The following is a 21,882-nucleotide window of genomic DNA, read 5'->3' on the forward strand; positions in this document are numbered from 1 at the left end:
TGTCGTCCCGGAGAGGCAACCGAAACCCCGCCGACACCGTGGTGTTTGCCGTTCTCCACGATACCGTGCGCCCCTCGCACGCCCGTCACCGATTTGAGGCAAACGCCTCATGTGCTGCGCCGATGACCCGAGCAGCCTTGACCGCATGAAGAAAACAAGCGCGAGCATGTACGCGCTGGGGCACGGCCTGATCGAGCCCCGATAGACGAAACGGGTCCCCGGCATCGGCCGGGGACCCGTTGTCGTGTCAGAGATTTACGACGTCTGCGCAGACAGCTTGCGGTACTGCAGCACGGTGTCGATGATCCCGTACTCCTTGGCCTCTTCGGCCGTCAGGATCTTGTCGCGGTCGGTGTCCTTGCGGATCTGCGCCGGATCCTTGCCGGTGTGGCGGGCCAGCGTGGTCTCCATCAGCGTGCGCATGCGCTCGATCTCCGCGGCCTGGATCTCCAGATCGGAGAACTGGCCCTGGATGACACCCGAGAGCGCGGGCTGGTGGATCAGCACGCGCGCGTTCGGCAGCGCCAGACGCTTGCCGGGCGTGCCCGCCGCCAGCAGCACGGCCGCGGCCGACGCGGCCTGGCCGAGGCACACCGTCTGGATGTCGGCGCGCACGTACTGCATGGTGTCGTAGATCGCCATCAGCGACGTGAACGAGCCACCGGGCGAGTTGATGTACATCGTGATGTCGCGGTCGGGATCCAGCGACTCCAGCACCAGCAACTGGGCCATGATGTCGTTGGCCGACGCGTCGTCCACCTGCACGCCGAGGAAGATGATGCGCTCCTCGAACAGCTTGTTGTACGGGTTGGACTCCTTGACACCGAAGCTCGAGTGCTCGATGAAGGACGGCAGGATGTAGCGGGCCTGCGGCTGCAGCCGGGCGTCCAGTGACGGATGAATGTTGCTCATTTGTCTAGTCCTGCTCCCGGTCCTTCGCCGTTGACTGAGGCGCTGGTGATGATGTGATCGACGAACCCGTACTCCAGCGCTTCCTGTGCGGTGAACCAGCGGTCGCGGTCCGAATCGGCCTCGATGCGCTCGATGGGCTGCCCGGTGAATTCGGCGTTGAGCCGGAACATCTCCTTCTTGATGACCGCGAACTGCTCGGCCTGGATGGCGATGTCGGCCGCGCTGCCGGTCACGCCGCCGAGCGGCTGGTGCATCAGGATGCGCGCATGGGGCAGGGCGTAGCGCTTGCCCTTGGTGCCCGCGGCGAGCAGGAACTCACCCATCGAGGCGGCCATGCCCATGGCGTAGGTGGCGATGTCGCACGGCGCGAGCACCATGGTGTCGTAGATCGCCATCCCCGCGCTGATCGAGCCGCCGGGCGAGTTGATGTACAGGTGGATGTCCTTGGTCGGATCTTCCGCCGACAGCAACAGGATCTGTGCGCAGAGCCGGTTGGCGATGTCGTCGTCCACTTGGGAACCGAGGAAGATGATCCGCTCGGCGAGCAGCCGCTCGTACACCGAGTCGACAAGGTTCAGCCCCTGCCCGGTGCCACGCATGTCAGTCACGACTGGATACCTGCTTTCTACTACGTCTTGGTACACGCACTGGTACTGACGACACTAACCAACCTGACGCGCGACGCACTCCCGTACGGGGGCGCGTTCGCTCACAGCGTCACTTGTCGGTGTCGTCGGCGTCCTCGGCGGCTTCGCCTTCGGCGGCGTCGGTCGACTCCTCGGCGCTGTCCTCGGCGGCCTGCTCACCCGAAGGACCGAAGAACTCCGTGGTGTCGATCACGTTGCCGTCGGTGTCGGTGACCGTCGCGGCGTGCACGACCGCGGCGATGGTCAGGCCACGGCGGACGTCGGCGAACATGGCGGGCAGCTGGTTGTTCTGCTGCAGGATTTGGATCAGCTGCTGCGGCTCCAGGCCGTACTGACGCGACATCAGCACGAGGCGCTCGGTGAGGTCGTTCTGGCTGACCTGGATCTCGAGCTTGTCGGCCACGGCGTCCATGAGCAGCTGGGTCTTGACGGCCTTCTCGGCCTCGGTGCGGGTTTCGGCGTCGAACTCCTCGCGGCTGCTGCCCTGCTCGGCGAGCTGCTCGGCGAACTTCTCCTCGTCGTGGTCGAGGCCGTGGATCGCGTTGTGCACCACCTCGTCGATCTGCGCCTGCACGATCTTCTCCGGCAGCGGCACCTCGGTGTGCTCCAGCAGCGCCTCGATGGCCTTGTCGCGGATCTGCTCGGCCTGCTGCACGCTCTTGAGGCGGCGGACCTGGTCGACGAGGCTGTTCCTCAGCTCCTCGATGGTGTCGTATTCGCTTGCCAGCTGGGCGAATTCGTCGTCGGGCTCGGGCAGCTCGCGCTCCTTGACCGACTTGACGGTCACGGTCACCTCGGCGTCCTGGCCGGCGTACTCACCGGCGACCAGCTTGGTGGTGAACGTCTTGGACTCGTCGGCCTTCAGACCGATGATGGCCTCGTCGAGACCGTCGATGAGCTGGCCGGAACCGACCTCGTGCGACAGACCCTCGGTGGCGGCCTCCGGCACCTCGTTGCCGTCGACGGTGGCCGACAGGTCGATCGAGACGAAGTCACCTTCCTGCACACCGCGCTCGACACCCTTGAGGGTGCCGAAGCGTGCGCGCAGCGACTGCAGCTCGGCGTCGACCTCTTCGTCGGTGACCTCGATCGGGTCGACGGTGATCTTCAGCGACTCGAGCTCGGGCAGCGTGATCTCGGGACGGATGTCGACCTCGGCGGTGAAGACGAGCTCTTCGTTGTCTTCGAGCTTGGTGATCTCGATCTCGGGCTGGCCGAGCGGCTTGAGATCCGAGGTCGAGACGGCCTCGCTGTAGCGGCTGGGCAGCGCGTCGTTGACCACCTGCTCCAGCACGGCGCCGCGGCCGATGCGGGCCTCCAGCAGCTTGCGCGGCGCCTTGCCGGGACGGAACCCGGGCAGCCGGACCTGCTTGGCCAGCTCCTTGAACGCGCGGTCGAAGTCGGGCTCAAGCTCGGTGAAGGGCACCTCCACGTTGATGCGAACCCGGGTGGGGCTCAACTGCTCGACTGTGCTCTTCACCTTGTGCTCCTTGATGTCTTTCTCGATGTCCGTGTCGTACGGGTGGGCGAGTCGGGGTGACAGGATTTGAACCTGCGGCCTTCCGCTCCCAAAGCGGATGCGCTACCAAGCTGCGCTACACCCCGTGGTGGTCCATCCGCAGGCCGAGAACCGCGAAAGGGCCACGCGAGATACTACGTGCTCGCGACACGAGACCCTTAATTGGATTTGGTTTCAGCTCCCCGGTACAGTGCTGGTGCTGACATGCGGGCGTAGCTCAATGGTAGAGCCCTAGTCTTCCAAACTAGCTACGCGGGTTCGATTCCCGTCGCCCGCTCGGTAGGGACCGCCACGTGCGGTCCCTTTTTCGTTGCCGAGTGCTCAACTGCCCCCGCGATTTCTGCACCAAGGTCGTGGTTCGTCGCAGATCACGACCGTGGTGCAGAAATCGGCGCACCAGCCCTGGGCACGCAGATGCTTAGATCTCTGCTGGGACGAGGTCGAGCTGAGGGGGCGCGATGAACCAACCACATCCCGGCAACCAGTGGCAGCATGTGCCTTCCCAAGTTCAATACGGCCAGCCGTATCCGCCTGGCTACTACCCGCCGCCTCCCCCACCACCGAAGAAGCGCAAGACCTGGCTCTGGGTCTTGGTCGCGCTCGTCGCGGTCGTCGTGATGGTGGCCGGCGGCGTGGTCGCGTACTCCGTGCTCGGTGACGCCACCAACACCTCGGACGAACCCGCAGCGGCCGACTCCACCGTCATGCCCGTAACGCTGACGATGGAAGTCACCGGCACGGGATCTTCCGCGTTGGTCGCGTACTCCGACGGACTCGCCCCACCTGGTGACTACGCCGAGGTGGCGTTGCCCTGGACATACGAGGGCACTGGTGTGCCAGAAACTGCGTTTTACCTCATGGTGAAGCCCACCGCGGCAGGCGACACCGTGACGTGCAAAGTGACGTTCCAAGGGACGATCCTGGCCGACCAGAGTACGACCGACGATCGCAGGCTGACGTGCAGCGGACTGGTGCCCGGAGCGCGATGAACCAGCCATATCCCGGCCAACCCGGCAACCAGTGGCAGCATCTGCCGCCCCAGGCCTATTACGGCCAGCCTTACCCGCAGGGCTATTACCCGCCGCCTCCCCCACCACCCAAGAAGAACAAGACCGGGCTGTGGGTGCTGCTCGCACTCCTGGCCGTCATCGTCGTGGTGGCCGGCGGCGTGGTCGCCTTCAAGCTCTATGTGAACCGCGACTGGACCGCGACCTTCGAGGTCACCGGCACCGGCACGACCGCGACGGTCCGTTACTCGGGGGCCGACAGAGAAACCGTCCGGAAAGACGTCGATCTGCCGTGGACGCAGGACATCACCTTCAGCGGCAAGGTAAAGGCTTTTGTGCTGGAAGTGTTCCCCTTAGCCGAGGACGAGTCGGTGTCATGTTCGGTCACCGTGAACGGCGAGGTCGTCGTGGAGAAGACGCGTGCGCCGGGCGAGAAAGTTCTATGCCTGGGCGTCAACCCGGACGCGGGTCGATTCGGCTGAGGACACGACACCGTCGGATGTCGACCCTGTAACGATCCGATTCCGCGTGGATATTCACCCAGCGGACGGCCCTAACATCGGCCGGAATGGCTAGTCCGCACCTTGGACGCCGAATGCGCCCAGGAGGATCGTTGACAGGTCAGCAGCTCGCGATACCGATCTCGGGCACATGCGCGCCCGGATTCGAGAACGTCCGCACGGCATTCGAGCAGAACTTCGCCGAGCACGGCGAGGTCGGCGCGGCCGTTGCTGTCTGGGTCGAGGGCGACCTCGTCGTCAACCTGTGGGGCGGGCACGCCGACGCGGCGCGCACCCGCCCGTGGCGTGAGGACACCCTGGCGAGCGTCTACTCGGGCTCGAAGGGCCTGGCGTCGACGTGTATCCATCTGCTCGCCGACCGCGGCGAGATCGACCTCGACGCGCCCGTCGCGCAGTACTGGCCCGAGTTCGCGCAGGCCGGCAAGCAGGACATCACGGTCGCGTCCGTGCTTGCGCACCGCTCCGGGACGATCGGCCCGCGCGAACCGATGGACTGGCGCGACGTGACCGAATGGGACGCGGTGTGCGCCCGCATCGCCGAAGCCGAGCCGTGGTGGGAACCGGGCACCGCGCAGGGGTACCAGGTGGTGACGTTCGGGTTCATCCTCGGTGAGCTGGTGCGGCGCGTCACGGGCCGCACGCTGGGCCAGTACCTGCGCACCGAGATCGCCGAGCCGCTGGGCGCCGACGTCCACATCGGGCTGCCGCCCCACGAGCATCACCGGTGCGCGGAGATGGTGAACAAGCCGACCGTGCGTGGGGTACTCGCCGATTTCGGGCTGCCCCGGCCGAGATCGCTCGACGACCATCCGATGGCGGGGTTCGCGGTGTCGATGGACTTCGTGCCCGACGACGAACTCGGCGTCCACGACATCGGCGCATGGCGCGCGGCGGAATTCCCGAGCACCAACGGGCACGTGTCCGCGCTGGGCATGGCGACGTTCTACAACGCGCTGGCCCAGGAGAAACTGCTGAGCCGCGAGCTCATGGAGCGGGCCCGGATCTCGCAGGGCGGTTTCGACACCGATCTGGTGCTCGGCCCGCGCGTGGCCGACCACGGCTGGGGCCTGGGCTACATGCTCAACCAGCGCGGTGTGGCGGGGCCGAACCGGCGCACGTTCGGCCACGGCGGCTCGGGCGGATCGTTCGCGTTCGTCGACCTGGAGTACCGCATCGGCTACGCGTACGTGATGAATCACTTCGACGCGACGAAGTGCAACGCCGATCCGCGAACGGTCGCGCTGTCCAACCAGGTTTACTCAGCTCTCGGCGTAATCTGACGCCTGCTCGCACCCCGAGAATCGCGCTTTCCTGTGGGTAGGCTGGGCGCATGAACGGCGTCCTGCTGCTACTCATCGTCCTTGTCATCGGAGCGATCGCGTTCGCGGTCTACAGCTCGTCTCAGGCGACGGGGCGGCGCGCCGCGGAGTCACTGGCCGACGCCAAGGCCGACGCACGTCGCGTCATCGAGCGCCTCGGCGGCCAGGTGCTCAACCTCAGCGGCACCGACGACGCCTCCAAGCAGGCACTCGCCGACGCGTCCGAGCGCTACACGGCGGCGGCATCGCAGATCGATCAGGCGACGACGGTGAAACAAGCCGCGCTGGCCAAGGAAAGCGCCATCGAGGGTCTGTACTACGTACGCGCCGCGCGCACCGCGATGGGCATGGATCCCGGCCCCGAACTGGAAACGCTCGCGGGTCAGAAGTCCGCCGGTGCGGTCACCGAGGACCGCCGCATCAACTTCGAGGGCCGCGAGATCGAGGCCTCCCCGGCCCCGTCGCCGCGTACCCCCAACTACTACCCCGGCGGCCGCGTCGCAGGCCGCCCGGTGCCGGCAGGCTGGTACTCCGAGCCGTGGTGGAAGCCCGCGCTGGTCGCCGGCGCGTGGGGCCTCGGGTCGGTGCTGCTGTTCGACGCCCTGTTCTCCGGCATGCACGGCGTCGACTACGGCGCCCAGGGCTTCGAGGCCGGTTACGGTGACGGCTACGCCGATGGCCTGGCCGCCGGCCAAGACGGTGGCTTCGATGGCGGGGCCGACGCCGGCGGCGACTGGGGCGGCGACACCGCGGGCGACTGGGGCGGCATGGACACCGGCGGCGGCTGGGGCGATTTCGGCGGCGACTTCGGCGACTTCGGCGGGTTCTGACCCGCCTGAAGAGGTCCGCTCAGAGGCGGCTCTCCAGACGGGCCGTGACGCCGGCCTCCTGTAGGTCCAGACGTTCCAGCATGGCCCGCACGGCCTCGTCCTCGATGTGGCCCGCGTCCCGCTGGTCGATGAGCGCGGCGCGCTGCGCGGCGAGCACTTCCCGGTACAGCGTCGTGAAGGCCGCGGCCCGCTTGATCGGCGCCTCGGGGTCGGGCATCTCGTCGACGTCCTGGGTGTGCCGGGCGATCCTGATGTAGATCTCTTCCACCAGGGCCGGGTTGAGGTTCGCGGGCGGGTTCGCCTGGAATTCGACCAGGATCTTCTCGGCAGCGTCGTGTGCGACGCGTTCGGCCTTGACCTCCTCGGCGCGGTCCGCCTCGTGGTCGTCGTTGAAGCGCGAGATGTGCAGCTTGCGGATCAGCCACGGCAGCGTGGACCCCTGAAGCAGCAGCGTGCCGACGGCGACCACGAACGCGATCGCCTGGATGGTGGCGCGTTCGGGGAACGGTTCACCCGACTCGGTGTACGCGGGGATCGCGGCGGCGGCCGCCAGCGTCACCACGCCGCGCATGCCGGTCCAGGACAGCACGACGTTCTCCTGCCAGCTCAACGTGCGGCGGTCGACCATGGTGCGCCAGTTGGCCCTGCGTTTCTTCTTGCGCTGCTTGCGGACGGCCGCGCCGAGCGAACTGCGGCTTCCGTCCGGGGCCGGGACGCTGAGCTTCTTCTCGACGTGTCTGGACAGCTTGTTGCGGCCGAAGATCGCGAACACCGAAAGCGGCCGGATCACCAGCACGATCAACAGCACCACGGCTGAGGCGGTGATCACCTCGGTGAGGGACTCGTGCGCCTCGTTGAGATGTTCGAGGACGAACCGCAGGTGCAGGCCGATGTAGGCGAACACGAACGCCTCCAGCAGCACGTCCACCGAGTTCCACACGTAGCGTTCCTGCAGGCGGGTCTGGTAGCCCGCACCGAGGTTGCCGTTGCCGACCACGAATCCCGCGACCACGACCGCCAGCACGCCGGACGCGTGCAGTTCCTCGGCGGTGATGAACGCCGCGAACGGCACCACGAGTCCCTGGACTGTTTCGAGTCCGGGATTGGCCAGGCGCTTGCGGATCCACAGCGTGACGTAGCCGAGCACCGCGCCGACGAGCGGGCCGACAGTGGCGCTGTAGCCGAACAGCAGGAGCGGGTTCTCGATGAAGATGTGGCCACCGGCGACCTGGGTGACCGCGATGGAGAACAGCGTCAGCGCGGCCGCGTCGTTGATGAGGCTCTCACCGGTCAGGATCGCCATCATGCGTTTCGGCAGACCGAGCTTGCGGCCCACCGCCACGGCTGTGACGGCGTCCGGAGGCGCCACGATCGCGCCGAGCACCAACGCGGTCCCGAACGTCAACGGCACGATCACCAGCCAGCTCGACACCGCCGCGACCGCGAACGCCGATACCACGACCAATCCCACGCCCAGGCCGAGGATCGGGCGGATGTGTCGCAAAAACGTCGGGAACGAGAAGTTCAGTGCCGCGGAGTACAGCAGCGGCGGCAGGACGACGGACAGCAGGATGTGCGAATCGAGTTCGGGAGGTTCGAAATCGGGGAGGAAAGATACCGCGCTGCCGACCACCACGATCATCAGTGCGGGTTCGAATCCGCGGTGGTGAGCGATGGCTGTGACCAGGATGGCGCCGACGACGACAAGTAACAACTCCACCCGCAAATTGTGCCGTGCGAACGACCGTCTCGCCCAATCAGGACTGACAGGTGGGGCACCAGAACAGGTTTCGCCCTCCGAGTTCCGCGGTTCGTACGGGTGTACCACATATGCGGCACGGCTCGCCCGCCCTGCGGTAGACGTAGGTGCGTGGCCGCCCGGTCCGGTAGGACGGGGCGCCGTGGTCGTGTTCGGGCCGGACGACGACGATCTTGCCGCGTCGCACACCGACCTTCATGAGCGCGACGAGATCGGTCCACATCGCGTCGAATTCGGCCGCGTCGAGTTGCGTGCCCGGCAGGTAGGGGTCGATGCCGTGGCGGAACAGCAGTTCGCTGCGGTACACGTTGCCGACCCCGGCCATGACCGTCTGGTCCATCAGCAGCGCGCCGATCGGTCTGCGTGACTTGGTGATCCGCTTCCAGGCCAGGGACGCGTCGGCGTCGGGGCGCAGCGGGTCCGGGCCGAGTTTGGCGATGACGTCGACGATCTCGGGTTCGGTGATCAGCTCGCATACGGTCGGCCCGCGCAGATCGGTGCCGTACTGAGCGCCGATGATGCGCATGCGGACCTGGCCCACCGGCAGCGGCAGCGCGAGCTCGGCGGGCACCGGCCACTCGGTGAACGCGCCGTACAGACCCAGGTGGATGTGCACCACGCGGCCACCGTCGTAGTGGTGGAACAGATGCTTGCCCCATGCACTCGCCCGTTTGAAGATGTGACCGCTGACCGCCGCGGCGCCGTCGGCGAACCGGCCCTGCGGACTCGAGACGACGACGGCGGTCCGACCGAACCGACGTTGGTGCAACCGGGCCAGCCGGTGCAGGGTGTGCCCCTCAGGCACCGAAGACGCTCGCGGTCAGGCCGGCGCGCCCGGAACCGCGGGTGCGACGTGCGTGCGTTCGTACTCGGCGAGGATGTCGATGCGGCGCTGGTGCCGCTCGGCCTCCGACCACGGGGTGGTCAGGAACGCGTCGACGATCGCGAGCGCCTCCTCGGTGGTGTGCATCCGGCCACCGATGCCGACCACGTTCGCGTTGTTGTGCTCGCGCGCCAGTTTCGCGGTTTCGACGCTCCAGGCCAGCGCGGCGCGTGCACCGGGCACCTTGTTCGCGGCGATCTGCTCACCGTTGCCCGAACCGCCGAGCACGATACCGAGGCTGCCCGGATCGGCGACGGTCTTCTCCGCCGCGGCGATGCAGAACGCCGGGTAGTCGTCGTCGGCGTCGTACTCGTAAGCCCCGCAGTCGATAGGCTCGTGGCCGTTCTTCTCCAGGTGGGCGATGATCGTTTTCTTGAACTCGAAACCGGCGTGATCGGCACCGACGTAGACGCGCATGCGGCTAACCCTAACGTGTCAGCACTCCGTGACCACGATGCCGGCCTGCAGCAGGTCCAGCAGCCGCTGCGTCTGCTCGACCGAGCCGCTTGCGATGCAGATTCCCAGCAGGCTCGACACCACATCGTCGGCGCGGACGGCGGCGCGGAGGGCACCGGCGGCGGCGCACGCATCGACCAGGAGGCCGACGGCCGCGACGATCCGCTCGCGGGTCTCGTTGCGGTCGATCGAACCGGACTCGAGGACCACGAGTAACGACTCGGCCATCCCACGCTTCGCCCCGACGAACGCGGCGTAACGATCCATCCAGCGGCGCAGTGCCAGGGCGGGCGGGTGCGTGTCGAGCAACTCGGCGGCGCAACCGCACACCTCCGCCAACTCCGCCCGGTACACGGCCTCGACAAGCGCCTCACGCGTGGGGAAATGGCGGTAGAGCGTGCCGATACCCACGCCCGCGGCGCGCGCGATCGCTTCGAGCGACACCGGCGCGGCGGTGGTCTCGGCGGCCCCGAATGCGGTCGCCGCCGCATCCAGCAGGCGTTCACGGTTGCGTCTGACGTCGGCCCGCTCAGCCATCGCGGAGGCACCTCCGGTTTGTTACGTTGGTAAAGCGGAGGGTCCTCCGCATTTCGGAGTATGGCACGAGGAGAATTTCTGTGACCACTGAGAGCCCCGGCAGTCCTGGCATTCCCGGTGGGTCCGGCACGATCGGGACACAGCCGGTGGCCCGTGTGGGCTACGGCGCGATGGCACTCGGACCTCGCGTGCCCATCGACGACGCCGTGGTGCTGCTGCGCCGCGCCGTCGAACTGGGCGTCAACCACATCGACACCGCGTCGTTCTACGACGACGGCGAGGTGAACCGCCGGATACGCCGGGCACTGGCCCCGTATCCCGACGATCTGGTGATCGTCAGCAAGGTCGGCGCGCGACCGGCCACCGGACCGGTGCCGCTCGCTCTCGCGCAGCGGCCCGCCGAACTACGAACTGCCGTCGAACGCGATCTCGCCGAGTTGGGCGTCGACCGGATCGCGGTGGCCAACCTGCGCCGCGCGGACATCGGCCCGGGCCTGATCGCCGAGGGCGACCAGGTGGTCGATCTCGACGATCAGCTTGCCGAGATGATCGCGCTGCGCGACGAGGGCAAGATCGCCGCGATCGGCATGAGCAACATCGATCTGGACACCGCGCGGCGGGCCGCCCCCGCAGGCATCGTGTGCATCCAGAACGCGTACAACCTGCTGGACCGGACAAGCGAGGAGCTCCTCGGATTCGCGCGGCAGCAGAACATCGCGTTCGTGCCCTATTTCCCGCTGGGCTCGGCGTTTCCCGGCTTCCCCAAGGTTTCCGACAACCCGGTGGTGCGCACGATCGCCGCCGAGTCGGGTGTCACGCCCGCCCAGATCGGCCTCGCCTGGCTGTTGGCCCATGCGCCGAACATCCTGCTCATCGCCGGAACGGCGTCGGTCGATCACCTGGAGCAGAACGTGCGCGCCGGTGACATCACGTTAAGCGACAAGGCGATCGCGGCCCTCGACGCCGTGCCCGGCGAGCGGTCACCCCACGGTGATGGCGTCGAGGCGTTCCTTGATGAAAGCTGACGAGATGACCGGTTCGAGCCCCGCGGTGCGGCCGACGGGCGGCTGCAGCGGCGTCACCACCGCGTCGTGGTTGGCCTCGTAGAAGTAGATCAACGACACCAGGTCCTCTTCGGGGGCGTCCGGCTGCGGGGGCAGCACGCGGTGGCGTCCCGACGGCCACCGGCGCCCGCTCCAGTACTCCAGCAGGTCACCGATATTGACGGTCAGCGCGCCGGGCTCCCACGGCGCGTCCTCCCAGCCCTCGGCCTCGGAGTAGACCTGAAGTCCACCTGCTCCGGGCTCGCGGTCGAGTACCGTGACCGTTCCGAAGTCGGTGTGCGGACCGATGCGGAACTGGCCTGGCTCGGGCTCCCCCACGGCGGTCAACGGTGGGTAGTGGTTGATGTTCATCGTCCACGTCGGTCGATCTGCCAGCGCCACAAAGGGATTCGCCGGGAGCCCGAGGGCGTGGGAGAACAGGTCCAACAAATCGTCGGAGAGTTTCCGCATCGCGGCGGTGTATTCGGCCACCAACGGCTGCAGCGCGGGCACTTCGATGGGCCAGACGTTGGGCGCGTACCAGATCCGGTCCACCTCGGCATCGCCGGTCGCGGTGTCCGACCCCAGGCTGAAGCTCTCTTTCAGGTCGGGTGGTGTCTCGGTGCCTTCGGCGTACCCGTTGGCCTCGGCACCCGGCCCGATCCAGCCGCGACCGCCGACGGGCACCGAGTACCGCCGCTTCGTCGCGTCCGGCAGGGCGAAGAAGTCGCGGCTCGCGGCGCGGACACGCGCGGCGAGGGCGGGGTCGACGTTGTGGCCGGTGACGACGATGAATCCCGCGCGCTGCAGGCCGGCGTCGACCTCGGCGGCCACCGCGTCGGCCTCGGCGCCGCCGGCATACCACCGTGAAAGATCAACTGTGGCAATGGCACTCACTCGCCGATGTCCTCCGCCCACAGATCCGGTTTCGCCGCGATGAAATCCTGCATCATCTTCACGCACCGCTGGTCATCCAGCAACGTGACAGCGACGCCGTGCTCGGCCAGCCACTCGTGACCGCCGGAGAATGTGCGTGCCTCACCGATGAGAAGGGCACCGATGTTGAACTGACGGACCAGGCCGCTGCAGTACCAGCACGGTGACAGCGTCGTCACCATGATGGTGTCGCGGTAGCCGCGTTGCCGGCCTGCGGCACGGAAGGCATCCGTCTCCGCGTGCACCGATGGGTCCCCCTGCTGCACCCGCCGGTTGCGCCCGCGGCCCAACAGCTCACCGTCGGCGCTGAACAGGGCGGCGCCGATCGGAATGCCGCCTTCGGCCAAGCCTTTTTGCGCCTCTTCGACCGCGACGTCGAGCATCTCCCCGGGACTCATGGCTGCACCCTTCCATCGTTCATTCCTCGCCACACAGCGACAGACGGCCGATCAGGCGAGCACCGATCACGGCGATCCGGAGGTGATTCGGCCTCGGCGGAAAGGTCGGCAGCGCTCGCGGGCGTCGTCATGCGTTACACCGTGGCCCCAACTGCGGTGTAACGCAAGCTGAACACACAGGCTGTCTCGACGTCAGTCGGGTTCAGCGACCGCGAGCAACTCGCGGGCGCTGGCGACGATGTGTCCGTCGAGGGCCGACCGGCGCACCTCGGTACCGCCCGTGGTGATCGCCTCGAGCAACGCACGGTGTTCTTCGGGAATCGCGAACGGGCTCTCGTGACGTTTGGCGAGCCGGTGGATCTGCATTCGGATGCGCGGCTGGACGCTGGCCCACAGTTGCATCGCGTGTTCGGAATGCGCGCTCCTGACGATCGTCTCGTGGAACAGCACGTCGAGTTCGTTCAGCTGTTCCAGGTCACCGGCGCCTGCCGCATCGTCCATGAGCGCCACCAGACGCCGGAGTTCGGCGAGCACCGCCGGATCGGCACTGGCCTTCTCGACCGCGAACTGCTCGATGGACAGCCGCACCGGCAGCAACACCCCCAGCAGTTCGTCGGCGCTCACGGTGGCCACGAACGCGCCCCGATTGGGGATGTGGTGCACCAGCCCTTCGCTTTCCAGCTGCCGTAGCGCTTCGCGCACCGGGCCGGGGCTCGTGCTCAGATGCGCGGCCAGCACGTCCTGCTTGAGCTGCGCACCCGGCGGCAGACCGCCCTTGACGATCTGCTCACGTAGCCAGTCCGCGATCTGGTGCCGCCGCGACGAGGCCAACGGGGCGGCGACCGCCAGAGGTTGCAACGCCTCCGTCATGATCCTTCTCCTTCGCAAGGGTCGCCAGGGTCGCCCGCTGGCGCCATCCTAGGCAGCCGCGCCTGCTCGCGAGCGTGCTGACACAGTTGCCGACGCACTATTGCGCCGATTACAGATTATAGATAATCTCTGATCCACTCACAGTCGCCCGTCGGCCCCACCCGGCCCATCGGTGAAACATCCTGCGGATAAAGGAAACCCATGCGTAGACGCACCCGTGCGGCGATCGCCGCCCTCGCCGCCACCACCGCGCTCGTTCTGGCCGGTTGCACCTCGTCGGACCAGGCGGGCCCGACCCAGAACAGCACGTTGACGAAAGTGCTGAATTCCAAGAAGCTCACCGTCGGCGTCTTCGCGGACGCGCCCCCGTACGGCGTGATGAACAGCTCGGGCGAATACCAGGGCTTCGACATCGACAAGGCCCGTGCGCTGGCCGACTCCCTCGGCGCCGACGTCCAGTTCGTCAGCACCACCAACGCGAGCCGAATCCCCATGCTGGAGACGGGGAAAGCAGATGTCATCATCGCCGCGCTCACCAACCTCGATGAGCGAGCCCAGGTGGTCGCACTGACCAGGCCGTACGCCTCGGAGGGCCAGCTGGTCGTGGTGCCGGCCGACAGTCCCATCCAGGGCTACGACGACCTCGCGGGCCGCACGGTCGCCGCCACCCGCGGCAGCGTGCCCGCCACCATCCTCGAAACCGAATTCCCGCAGGCCAAGCCCAGCCTGTTCGAAGCCGTCGCCGACTCGATCCAGGCGCTGCGCAGCGGCAAGGTCGACGCGCTCATGGAGAGCACGGCTGTCGTCGCCGAGATCCGTGCGAGCCAGAAAGATGCGGTACGCGTTCTCGACGCTCCCCCACTGGCACCGTCGTTCGTGTCCTTCGGCGTGAAGATGGGCGATCAACTCTGGCTGAACTACCTCAACAACTTCATCCTCAACTACAACATCAGCAAGGCGGCGAACGAGTCATACAACAAATGGCTCGGCATGGACGTACCAGAGCTCATCAAGTAGTCACTGCGCCCACCACGTTCAGGACACACCATGCAGCTCTACTACGGCGATCTCGTCCCGTACCTCATACCACTGCTCAAAGGGCTCGCGGTCAGCATCGCGGTGAGCCTGGCCGCGACCGCGATCGGTGGCGCGTTCGGGATCCTGCTCTATGCGGGACGAACCGCACGGCTCAACGCGTTCCGTGTCGCGGCCTCGGCCTACATCGAGGTCATCCGCAACACGCCCCTGCTGCTGCAGCTCTACCTCGTGTACTTCGCGCTGCCGCACGCCGGGGTCAACCTCGATCCTGTCACGGCAGGCATACTGGCCCTGAGCATCAACAACTCGGCCTACATGGCCGAGATCTACCGGGCCGGGTTCCAATCTGTTCCCGCGGGACTCCGCGAAGCCGCAGCCGCACTCGGTATGAGCCCGCGCGACACGTTCTGGCGAGTGCTGTTCATCCCGGCCATGCGAAATGTCCTGCCCGCCATCACCAACCAGACGATTCTGCTGTTCCTCGCGTCGTCGATCACGTCGGTCGTGTCCCTGCCCGATCTGATGCACGTGATGATGGGCATCACCTCGACGACGTTCCGCACCATCGAGGCCTTCACCGTGGGCGGCCTGCTGTACTTCGCCGTCGCGTTCCTCATCGCAAGTTTCTCGCGAGTCGTCGAGACCCGATTCATCAAGTGGAAGGTGGCGTGATGTTCGAGGGACTCGGCACCCAACATCTGACACTGATCTGGCATGGAGCCCTGGTCACCGTGCAGATCTGCACTCTCTCAGTACTTTTCGGAGGCGCACTGGGAATCGTCATCGGTTTGATGTCGACAGCACCAATACGGGTGCTGCGGTGGGTGGCAGCGCTCTACGTAGCGGTGATCCGCGGCATACCGGTGTTGTTGATCATCTTCTTCGTCTACTTCGGCATCCCTCTACTCGCGCCGGGCAGCAGCCTCTCGGAGTACTGGGCTGCCGTGATCGCGCTGTCGGTGTTCGCCTCGGCCTATGTCGGCGAACTGGTGCGCGGCAGCATCCAAGCGGTCCCGCACGGGCAGTTCGAGGCGGCCGACGCACTCGGGTTGTCCTACGCACAGCGCATGCGCTGGGTGATCCTGCCGCAGGCGGCGCGAGTGATCGTGCCGCCGGGCGTCGGGTTCCTGGTGGTGCTGATCAAGGACAGTTCGCTGGTGGCGGTCATCGGCCTCATCGAACTGACGCGGGCCGGAAACGTGGTCAGCTCGCTGACCGCCGACCCGATCACCACCTATCTGATCGTCGGCGCGTGTTACTTCGTCATCTGCTATGCGCTCTCGTCGCTGGGGCGCCGCTACGAGCGCCGACTCGGCGTTCACGTCAAAGCCCCCGAGGTCGGCGACGCCCTCAAACTCACCACAGGAGCGAAGAAATGATCAAGGTCGACGGACTGCGGTTGAGCTTCGGCGACACCGAGGTGCTGCATGGTGTTTCGTGCACCGTGGCCGAAGGCGAGGTGGTGTGCATCATCGGGGCTTCCGGATCGGGTAAGAGCACCCTGCTGCGCTGTATGAACGGGTTGGAGCGCCCGTCGCACGGCACGATCGTCATCAACGGCCACACCCTCGGACCGCAGGAGAAGACGGCCGACCTGGCGGTGGTGCGCCGCGACGTGGGCATGGTGTTCCAGCACTTCAATCTCTTCCCACACATGACCGTCATGGACAACATCACTCTGGCGCCTCGTCGCGTGCTCAGGCGCAGCAGGGACGAGGCGCAGGAGCGGGCGCGCACCCTGCTGTCCAGAGTGGGACTGGCCGACAAGGCCGACGTCTATCCCGATTCCCTGTCGGGTGGCCAGAAGCAGCGTGTGGCCATCGCCCGTGCGCTCGCGATGGACCCGACCATCATGCTGTTCGACGAACCGACATCGGCACTGGACCCCGAAATCGTGGGTGAGGTGCTGACTGTGATGAAAGACCTTGCCGCCGAGGGTATGACGATGGTCGTGGTGACCCACGAGATGGGCTTCGCCCGCGAGGTGTCCGACCGGGTGATCTACATGGACAAGGGCACCATCGTCGAAACCGCCGGACCGACGGAACTGTTCACCTCGCCTGAGGAAGCCCGTACGCGCGAGTTCCTCAGCAAGGTGCTCTGACATGCCCGCACTGGACTTCCTGCTGACCGGGGCACAGATCGTCGACGGCACCGGAGCTCGCGCCCGTCGCGCCGATATCGGGCTGCGCGGTGACCGCATCGAGTTCGTCGGTTTGTCACCCGACGCCAAGGCCGTCACCACCGTGGACTGCACCGGCATGCTCATCACCCCGGGACTCATCGACCCACACAGCCACAGCGACTGGTCGGCACTGGGCAATCCCGACGCGTTCAGCACGATCCACCAGGGCGTCACCACCGAGGTGGTCGGCAACTGCGGGGTCACCTACGCGCCCATCGGCGACGACGACGTCGACGCGACCGCGGGCGCCCTGCGCGCGATGGGCTACCAGGGACCGATCGACTGGCGTGACTTCGGCGAGTACGTGGCCCGTGTGCACTCGGGGCCCACGGCGCAGAACCTCATGTGGTTCGTCGGGCACACCGCGCTGCGCTCCGCGGCGCGACGAGCCACCGACGGGCTGCGCGAACAGATCCGCTTGCTCGAAGACGCCATGGACGCCGGCGCGATCGGCTTCTCCAGCGGCCTCGAGTACGGCTCGGGACGGTTCGCCACGACCGAGGAACTCGTCGCCCTGGCCCGGGCGGCGGGACGACGGGATGGCATGTACGCCAGTCACATCCGCAACCGCGATGCCGACCTGGACGCGGCCGTCGAGGAATTCTTCACGATCGTGACCGCGGGCGGGGTCCGCGCGCAGCTGTCGCATCTCAACGTCCGCCACGACACCGGTGCCCCACCGGGTGCCTGGGCTCGGGCCGCCGACCGGGTGGTCGCCGAAAGACGTCGCGGGACTGACGTACTCGCGGACATGACACCCTATCCCCACGGCATCGGCATGGCCACCGGACTGCTGCCGGGCTGGCTGGTCGAGCGCCCCGCCGCCGAGGTCGCGGCGCTGCTCGGTGACCGCGAGATCCGGGACCGGGTCCGCCTCGACGGCGACCGCTATTGGCGGTTCGTACATCGCGGCCAGTGGCACCGGGTGCGCCTCGGCGTCAGCACCACCCATCCGGAATGGGAAGGTCTGTCGTTCCCCGAGATCGCCGAACGGCACGGCACCGACGAGTGGGAATGCCTGTTCGACATTCTCGCCGCGGCCGGGGCGGAGATGGGCGGCGTCCAGTTGCTCGGTGATCTGTTCAGCGCGGACCATCTGGCCGAGGCCATCGGCCATGATCACTTCTTGCTCGGTGTCGACGCCTTCACGACATGCCGTCATGGTGCGCTCGACGGCAGAACACGCAATCCGCTGTTCTATCACGGGCATACGCACTATCTGGCTCATCACGTGCCTGCGGGGACCCTGACGTTGGAGACCGCGATCCACAAGATGACCGGAAAGGTCGCCGAACATTTCGACATGCGTGACCGGGGAGAACTTCGGGCGGGCGCATTCGCCGACATCGTCGTCTTCGATCCGGCCGTCATCGACCGCACCGACACCTGGGGTCTGCCGACCCGATATGCCGAGGCGGCCCGTCACGTGTGGGTCAACGGCGTACCCGTCGTCACCGACGCTGTCCACACCGGCCGAAGGCCTGGAGTCATGCTCACCCACCGGTCGTGAACCTCACGACAGCACCCTCACTCAAGGAGCACCGAAACCCATGAAGATCACCGACATTCAGACGTGCGGCCTGCGCGGCGCCACTCCAGAGGGCGGCTGGTCCAACGAGCTGCGGCCCGACGACGTCGTCCACACCTTGGTCGCCGTACACACCGATACCGGCCAGGTCGGCATCGGCAGCGCGTTCACCACCGAGGGGTTGGTGGCGGCCGCCGTGGATCTGCTCGCGCCACAGCTGATCGGTCAGAGCGCGCTGGAGGCCGAACGGCTCACCGAGACGCTGCACCAGAGCGCGTTCTGGATGGGCCGCGGCGGTTCGCTCACCCACGCCACCAGCGCGATAGACATCGCGTTGTGGGATCTGGCCGGGCAGGCTCTCGGGCAGCCGGTCGGGCGGCTGCTGGGTGGCCGCTATCGCGATCGGGTACGCCCATACGCCTCGGTGCTCATGGACGAGGCCCCGGCGATGACCGAGAACCTGTCGGAGCTTGTCGACCAGGGCTTCACCGCGTTCAAGATCGGCTGGTGGAAGTTCGGCCGCGTGGACGCGCAAACCGACGAGCGCACCGTGGCCGCTGCGCGGGAGGCCGTCGGCGATCATCTGCTGGCGGTCGACGCCGGTGGATCCGAGGCGTTCTTCCCGGGCGGCCTGTCGTGGGCGAAACGCACCGCCGACATGCTGGCCGACTATGGCGTCGCATGGTTCGAGGAGGCGCTGGCACCCGACGACCTCGACGGGTTCACGGAACTGCGAAGGCATTCCAAGATTCCGATCAGCGGTGGTGAGGTGCTCACGCGCCGGCAGACCTTCCTTCCGTTCCTGGATGCGGGGGCCTTCGACATCGTGCAGCCGGACACCACGAAGGGCGGTGGTCTCAGCGAGTCACGCCGCATCGGCTGGGCGGCCCAGGACCGCGGCATCAGGTTGGTACCGCACGGCTGGAACACCGCGGTGGGGTTGGCCGCCGATCTGCATCTGGCATCCGCACTGGCCGCCACCGATCTCGTCGAGTACAAGACCGGATCGGCATACATCGACGAACTCGTCTGCGCCGGATGGGAGCTCGACCGCGACGGAATGCTCGCGATTCCGGAGACACCGGGGCTCGGCATCACGCTGGATCCGGCCGCCCTCGAGCGCTACGGCACTCGGCCTTCCTTCGCCGATCCGCGATGAACGACGTGTTCGATCATCGCGTGATCCCGCTCGCCACCGTGCGGGATCCGGGTCACGTCGACGTGATCGGCGACGGTCTCGTCGACGGGGGCCTGCCCGTGGTCGAGGTCGCGCTGCGTGGTGAGTACGGTCTGGCCGCGATCCGCAGACTGTCGGCGCGGGGCGACATTCTGGTGGGCGCGGGGACCGTCCGCTCGGTCGCGCAGGCCGCTGACGCGATCGAGGCAGGCGCACGGTTCATCGTGTCTCCCAACCTCGACGATGATGTCGTCGAGTTCGTCGGCCGCGCCGGGCTGGCGGTCATCCCCGGCGTGCTGACGCCCACCGAGGTGGGCAACGCCGTGCGGCTCGGCCTGCACAGGCTCAAGTTGTTTCCGGCCGCTGCCGTCGACGCCCGCGCGCTGCTCACCGCGTATCGCGCGGTCTTTCCCGACGTGGCCTTCATGCCCTCGGCAGGCATCACCGCGGCATCGATGGCGGAACTGTTGGAACTGCAGGCGGTTTTCGCCGTCAGCGGCAGCTGGATCACCGCAGCGGCCGCGAGAGGCGCGACCGCGGTGGCCGAGGAGGCACGGGCCGCCGTCACGATCGCGACCGGAGGACGGTGGCGCGCGTGACTCCCCTATTCGACGTCGTCACGGTCGGTGAGAGTCTCGGCCTGCTCACGGCATCACGGTCCGGTCGCCTCCACCACAACCGCGATCTGCGACTGGGATTCGGTGGCGCCGAGAGCAATGTGGCGATCGGAGTCGCTCGGCTGGGCGCAACGGCGGCCTGGATCGGCCGGGTGGGCGACGACAGCCTCGGCGAACTCATCGTGCGCGAATTACGGGCCGAGGGGGTCCACGCCTTCCCGGTGGTCGACCGCGGCGCCTCGACCGCGCTGATGATCAAGGAACACCCATATCCGGGCGCCGCCCGCATCACCTATTACCGTCGCGGGCAGGCCGGCAGCCGACTGCAGCCGCGTGACGTGCCCGACAGCGTCGTGTCGGACACGAAAATCCTTCATCTCACCGGCATTTCGGCGGGCTTGGGTGCCTCCACGCTGGCCACGGCCCATGCCGCGGCGGACGCCGCGGCTTCGGCGGGTGCGACGATCTCCTTCGATGTCAACCATCGCACCGCACTGTGGCAGGACCGCGGCGCGGCCTCGGCGGCCTACCTCGAACTCGCCCGCCGGGCGCATATCGTGTTCGCCGGGGAAGAGGAGGCCTTCCTGCTCACCGGGATCGACACCGCTCATGGCCAACTCGATGCCCTGTTGAGCCTCGGCGTCGACTGCGCGGTGATCAAACTCGGCGCGGACGGCGCGATCGCTGCCACCGCCACGGACAGGCTCTCGGCCCCGGCCGTGCCGGTGCCGGTGGTGGACACCGTCGGCGCGGGAGACGCCTTCGTCGCGGGGTGGCTGGCAGAACTCGCCGGTGGCGCCGGCGTTGGACTGTGCCTGGACACCGCGGTGGCCTGTGGCGCGTTCGCCTGCACGGGTGAAGGCGACTGGGAATCGGCGCCGGGCCGCGACGACCTCGACTGGCTGCGCCGCGGCCCGGCCGATCCCGTTCTGCGTTAGTCGAATTCGGGGCTCTCGGTGCGGGACCGCTTGAGCTCCCAGAAGTGCGGGTAGGACGCGAAGGTGACGGAGGCGTCCCACAACTTGCCGGCCTCCTCGCCGCGCGGGATGCGCGACAGGACCGGGCCGAAGAACGCGACGCCGTTGACGTGGATGGTGGGGGTGCCGACGTCGTCACCGACGGCGTCCATGCCGGCGTGGTGGCTGCGACGCAGCGCCTCGTCGTACTTGTCGGTGGTGGCGGCCTCCGCCAGCTCGGCGGGCAGGCCCACCTCCTCGAGCGACTGCGCGATCACCTCGTCGAAGTTCTTGTTGTCCTGGTTGTGGATCCGGGTGCCCATCGCGGTGTAGAGCGGCGACAGGATCTCGGAGCCCTTGAGCTGCTCGGCGGCGATCGCGACGCGGACCGGGCCCCAGGCCTTCTTCATCATCTCCTGGTATTCCTCGGGCAGGTCCCTGCCCTCGTTGAGGACCGCCAGGCTCATCACGTGGAACTGCACCTCGATGTCACGCACCTTCTCCACTTCGAGAATCCAGCGCGAGGTGATCCAGCACCACGGGCACAACGGGTCGAACCAGAAACCTGCGACATCCTTCTGAGCCATCAACGCGTCCTCTCCACAACCGGTCGGAATTCCGTTCAGCACAACTGCCGGCGCGCCCGCGGTGTTCCCACTCACATCCGACGCAGACAAACCGGCCGAGCTTGCACAGGAAAGTCACAGCGGAAAGCACGCAACGCAGATAGTGCGCCGATCTTTA

24 protein-coding genes and 2 tRNA genes are annotated in these 21,882 nt (G+C 67.2%); 14 read left to right on the top strand and 12 right to left on the bottom strand.

What is annotated here, in order from left to right; genetic code table 11:
- Positions 1 to 255 precede the first annotated feature (255 nt).
- The 4 genes from AT701_RS22795 to AT701_RS22810 all read right to left on the bottom strand — a co-directional run bounded on the left by AT701_RS22795 (position 256) and on the right by AT701_RS22810 (position 3,164).
- Positions 256 to 912, bottom strand: coding sequence for an ATP-dependent Clp protease proteolytic subunit (locus AT701_RS22795; RefSeq protein ID WP_003896046.1), 657 nt, complete (start codon positions 910 to 912; stop codon positions 256 to 258).
- Positions 909 to 1,511, bottom strand: a complete 603-nt coding sequence (locus tag AT701_RS22800) for an ATP-dependent Clp protease proteolytic subunit (RefSeq protein WP_014878099.1) — start codon at positions 1,509 to 1,511, stop codon at positions 909 to 911. The genes AT701_RS22795 and AT701_RS22800 overlap by 4 nt, the downstream gene beginning before the upstream one ends.
- A gap of 118 nt (positions 1,512 to 1,629) precedes the next feature.
- Positions 1,630 to 3,039: a trigger factor gene (gene tig, locus AT701_RS22805; protein ID WP_058127708.1), complete on the bottom strand. Its 1,410-nt coding sequence runs from the start codon at positions 3,037 to 3,039 to the stop codon at positions 1,630 to 1,632.
- 51 nt (positions 3,040 to 3,090) lie between these two features.
- A tRNA-Pro gene (locus tag AT701_RS22810) sits at positions 3,091 to 3,164 on the bottom strand.
- Positions 3,165 to 3,284: 120 nt separating this feature from the next.
- On the opposite strand from AT701_RS22810, the gene AT701_RS22815 reads away from it, so the two are divergent.
- The 5 genes from AT701_RS22815 (at position 3,285) to AT701_RS22835 (ending at position 6,755) form a co-directional block, all read left to right on the top strand.
- Positions 3,285 to 3,355 (top strand) — tRNA-Gly (locus AT701_RS22815).
- A gap of 181 nt (positions 3,356 to 3,536) precedes the next feature.
- The gene (locus AT701_RS22820) at positions 3,537 to 4,067 is read left to right on the top strand and encodes an MmpS family transport accessory protein (RefSeq protein ID WP_058126654.1); all 531 of its coding nucleotides are present in this window, start codon (positions 3,537 to 3,539) and stop codon (positions 4,065 to 4,067) included.
- A complete protein-coding gene (locus tag AT701_RS22825; protein ID WP_011730003.1) occupies positions 4,064 to 4,567 on the top strand; it encodes an MmpS family transport accessory protein in 504 nt (167 codons plus the stop codon). The genes AT701_RS22820 and AT701_RS22825 overlap by 4 nt, the downstream gene beginning before the upstream one ends.
- 113 nt (positions 4,568 to 4,680) lie before the next feature.
- Positions 4,681 to 5,886 (top strand): serine hydrolase domain-containing protein, encoded by a 1,206-nt coding sequence (locus AT701_RS22830; protein ID WP_058126655.1) that lies wholly within the window; start codon positions 4,681 to 4,683, stop codon positions 5,884 to 5,886.
- A gap of 50 nt (positions 5,887 to 5,936) precedes the next feature.
- Positions 5,937 to 6,755: a hypothetical protein gene (locus tag AT701_RS22835; protein ID WP_058126656.1), complete on the top strand. Its 819-nt coding sequence runs from the start codon at positions 5,937 to 5,939 to the stop codon at positions 6,753 to 6,755.
- Positions 6,756 to 6,774: 19 nt separating this feature from the next.
- Here AT701_RS22835 and AT701_RS22840 read toward each other — a convergent pair whose 3' ends face one another.
- The 4 genes from AT701_RS22840 to AT701_RS22855 are packed head-to-tail and all read right to left on the bottom strand — an operon-like array spanning position 6,775 to position 10,390.
- Positions 6,775 to 8,475 (bottom strand): cation:proton antiporter, encoded by a 1,701-nt coding sequence (locus tag AT701_RS22840; protein WP_003896053.1) that lies wholly within the window; start codon positions 8,473 to 8,475, stop codon positions 6,775 to 6,777.
- A gap of 37 nt (positions 8,476 to 8,512) precedes the next feature.
- Positions 8,513 to 9,319 (bottom strand): Fpg/Nei family DNA glycosylase, encoded by an 807-nt coding sequence (locus AT701_RS22845; protein ID WP_058126657.1) that lies wholly within the window; start codon positions 9,317 to 9,319, stop codon positions 8,513 to 8,515.
- Between the two features lie 15 nt (positions 9,320 to 9,334).
- Entirely contained in the window at positions 9,335 to 9,814 is a 480-nt protein-coding gene (locus AT701_RS22850; RefSeq protein ID WP_003896055.1) for a ribose-5-phosphate isomerase, read from the bottom strand.
- Positions 9,815 to 9,832: 18 nt separating this feature from the next.
- Complete coding sequence (locus tag AT701_RS22855; protein WP_003896056.1) at positions 9,833 to 10,390, bottom strand: TetR/AcrR family transcriptional regulator; 558 nt, start codon at positions 10,388 to 10,390, stop codon at positions 9,833 to 9,835.
- A 170-nt stretch (positions 10,391 to 10,560) separates the two neighbouring features.
- Between AT701_RS22855 and AT701_RS22860 the strand changes: the two genes are divergently transcribed.
- Positions 10,561 to 11,415: an aldo/keto reductase gene (locus AT701_RS22860; protein WP_223496005.1), complete on the top strand. Its 855-nt coding sequence runs from the start codon at positions 10,561 to 10,563 to the stop codon at positions 11,413 to 11,415.
- On the opposite strand, the gene AT701_RS22865 is transcribed toward AT701_RS22860, so the two are convergent.
- From AT701_RS22865 to AT701_RS22875, 3 genes are all read right to left on the bottom strand, one after another.
- Positions 11,371 to 12,330 carry an isopenicillin N synthase family dioxygenase gene (locus AT701_RS22865; protein ID WP_003896058.1) on the bottom strand — a complete coding sequence of 320 codons (960 nt, stop codon included), beginning with the start codon at positions 12,328 to 12,330 and terminating at the stop codon, positions 11,371 to 11,373. The two genes, AT701_RS22860 and AT701_RS22865, sit on opposite strands and share 45 nt — an antisense overlap.
- Positions 12,327 to 12,767: a nucleoside deaminase gene (locus AT701_RS22870; RefSeq protein WP_036453487.1), complete on the bottom strand. Its 441-nt coding sequence runs from the start codon at positions 12,765 to 12,767 to the stop codon at positions 12,327 to 12,329. The genes AT701_RS22865 and AT701_RS22870 overlap by 4 nt, the downstream gene beginning before the upstream one ends.
- A gap of 192 nt (positions 12,768 to 12,959) precedes the next feature.
- A complete protein-coding gene (locus AT701_RS22875) occupies positions 12,960 to 13,637 on the bottom strand; it encodes a GntR family transcriptional regulator (RefSeq protein WP_003896060.1) in 678 nt (225 codons plus the stop codon).
- A gap of 201 nt (positions 13,638 to 13,838) precedes the next feature.
- On the opposite strand from AT701_RS22875, the gene AT701_RS22880 reads away from it, so the two are divergent.
- Genes AT701_RS22880 through AT701_RS22915 form a run of 8 tightly spaced genes read left to right on the top strand, consistent with a single transcriptional unit; the run spans position 13,839 to position 21,120 of the window.
- On the top strand, positions 13,839 to 14,654 hold the full coding sequence (locus tag AT701_RS22880; protein WP_003896061.1) for a transporter substrate-binding domain-containing protein: 816 nt from the start codon (positions 13,839 to 13,841) through the stop codon (positions 14,652 to 14,654).
- A 30-nt stretch (positions 14,655 to 14,684) separates the two neighbouring features.
- Positions 14,685 to 15,347 (top strand): amino acid ABC transporter permease, encoded by a 663-nt coding sequence (locus AT701_RS22885; protein WP_003896062.1) that lies wholly within the window; start codon positions 14,685 to 14,687, stop codon positions 15,345 to 15,347.
- On the top strand, positions 15,347 to 16,054 hold the full coding sequence (locus AT701_RS22890) for an amino acid ABC transporter permease (RefSeq protein ID WP_036454708.1): 708 nt from the start codon (positions 15,347 to 15,349) through the stop codon (positions 16,052 to 16,054). The genes AT701_RS22885 and AT701_RS22890 overlap by 1 nt, the downstream gene beginning before the upstream one ends.
- On the top strand, positions 16,051 to 16,779 hold the full coding sequence (locus tag AT701_RS22895) for an amino acid ABC transporter ATP-binding protein (RefSeq protein WP_003896064.1): 729 nt from the start codon (positions 16,051 to 16,053) through the stop codon (positions 16,777 to 16,779). Before AT701_RS22890 ends, AT701_RS22895 begins: the two co-directional genes overlap by 4 nt.
- Position 16,780: 1 nt before the next feature.
- Positions 16,781 to 18,370 carry an N-acyl-D-amino-acid deacylase family protein gene (locus AT701_RS22900; protein WP_003896065.1) on the top strand — a complete coding sequence of 530 codons (1,590 nt, stop codon included), beginning with the start codon at positions 16,781 to 16,783 and terminating at the stop codon, positions 18,368 to 18,370.
- A gap of 40 nt (positions 18,371 to 18,410) precedes the next feature.
- Complete coding sequence (locus AT701_RS22905; RefSeq protein WP_003896066.1) at positions 18,411 to 19,547, top strand: mandelate racemase/muconate lactonizing enzyme family protein; 1,137 nt, start codon at positions 18,411 to 18,413, stop codon at positions 19,545 to 19,547.
- Positions 19,544 to 20,164, top strand: coding sequence for a bifunctional 4-hydroxy-2-oxoglutarate aldolase/2-dehydro-3-deoxy-phosphogluconate aldolase (locus tag AT701_RS22910; RefSeq protein ID WP_003896067.1), 621 nt, complete (start codon positions 19,544 to 19,546; stop codon positions 20,162 to 20,164). Before AT701_RS22905 ends, AT701_RS22910 begins: the two co-directional genes overlap by 4 nt.
- A complete protein-coding gene (locus tag AT701_RS22915) occupies positions 20,161 to 21,120 on the top strand; it encodes a sugar kinase (protein WP_058127710.1) in 960 nt (319 codons plus the stop codon). Before AT701_RS22910 ends, AT701_RS22915 begins: the two co-directional genes overlap by 4 nt.
- Here AT701_RS22915 and AT701_RS22920 read toward each other — a convergent pair.
- On the bottom strand, positions 21,117 to 21,725 hold the full coding sequence (locus tag AT701_RS22920; RefSeq protein ID WP_011730011.1) for a mycothiol-dependent nitroreductase Rv2466c family protein: 609 nt from the start codon (positions 21,723 to 21,725) through the stop codon (positions 21,117 to 21,119). The genes AT701_RS22915 and AT701_RS22920 overlap by 4 nt on opposite strands.
- Positions 21,726 to 21,882: the final 157 nt, after the last annotated feature.

The sequence above is a fragment of the Mycolicibacterium smegmatis genome (assembly GCF_001457595.1).
GTDB classification, from domain to species: Bacteria; Actinomycetota; Actinomycetes; order Mycobacteriales; family Mycobacteriaceae; genus Mycobacterium; species Mycobacterium smegmatis.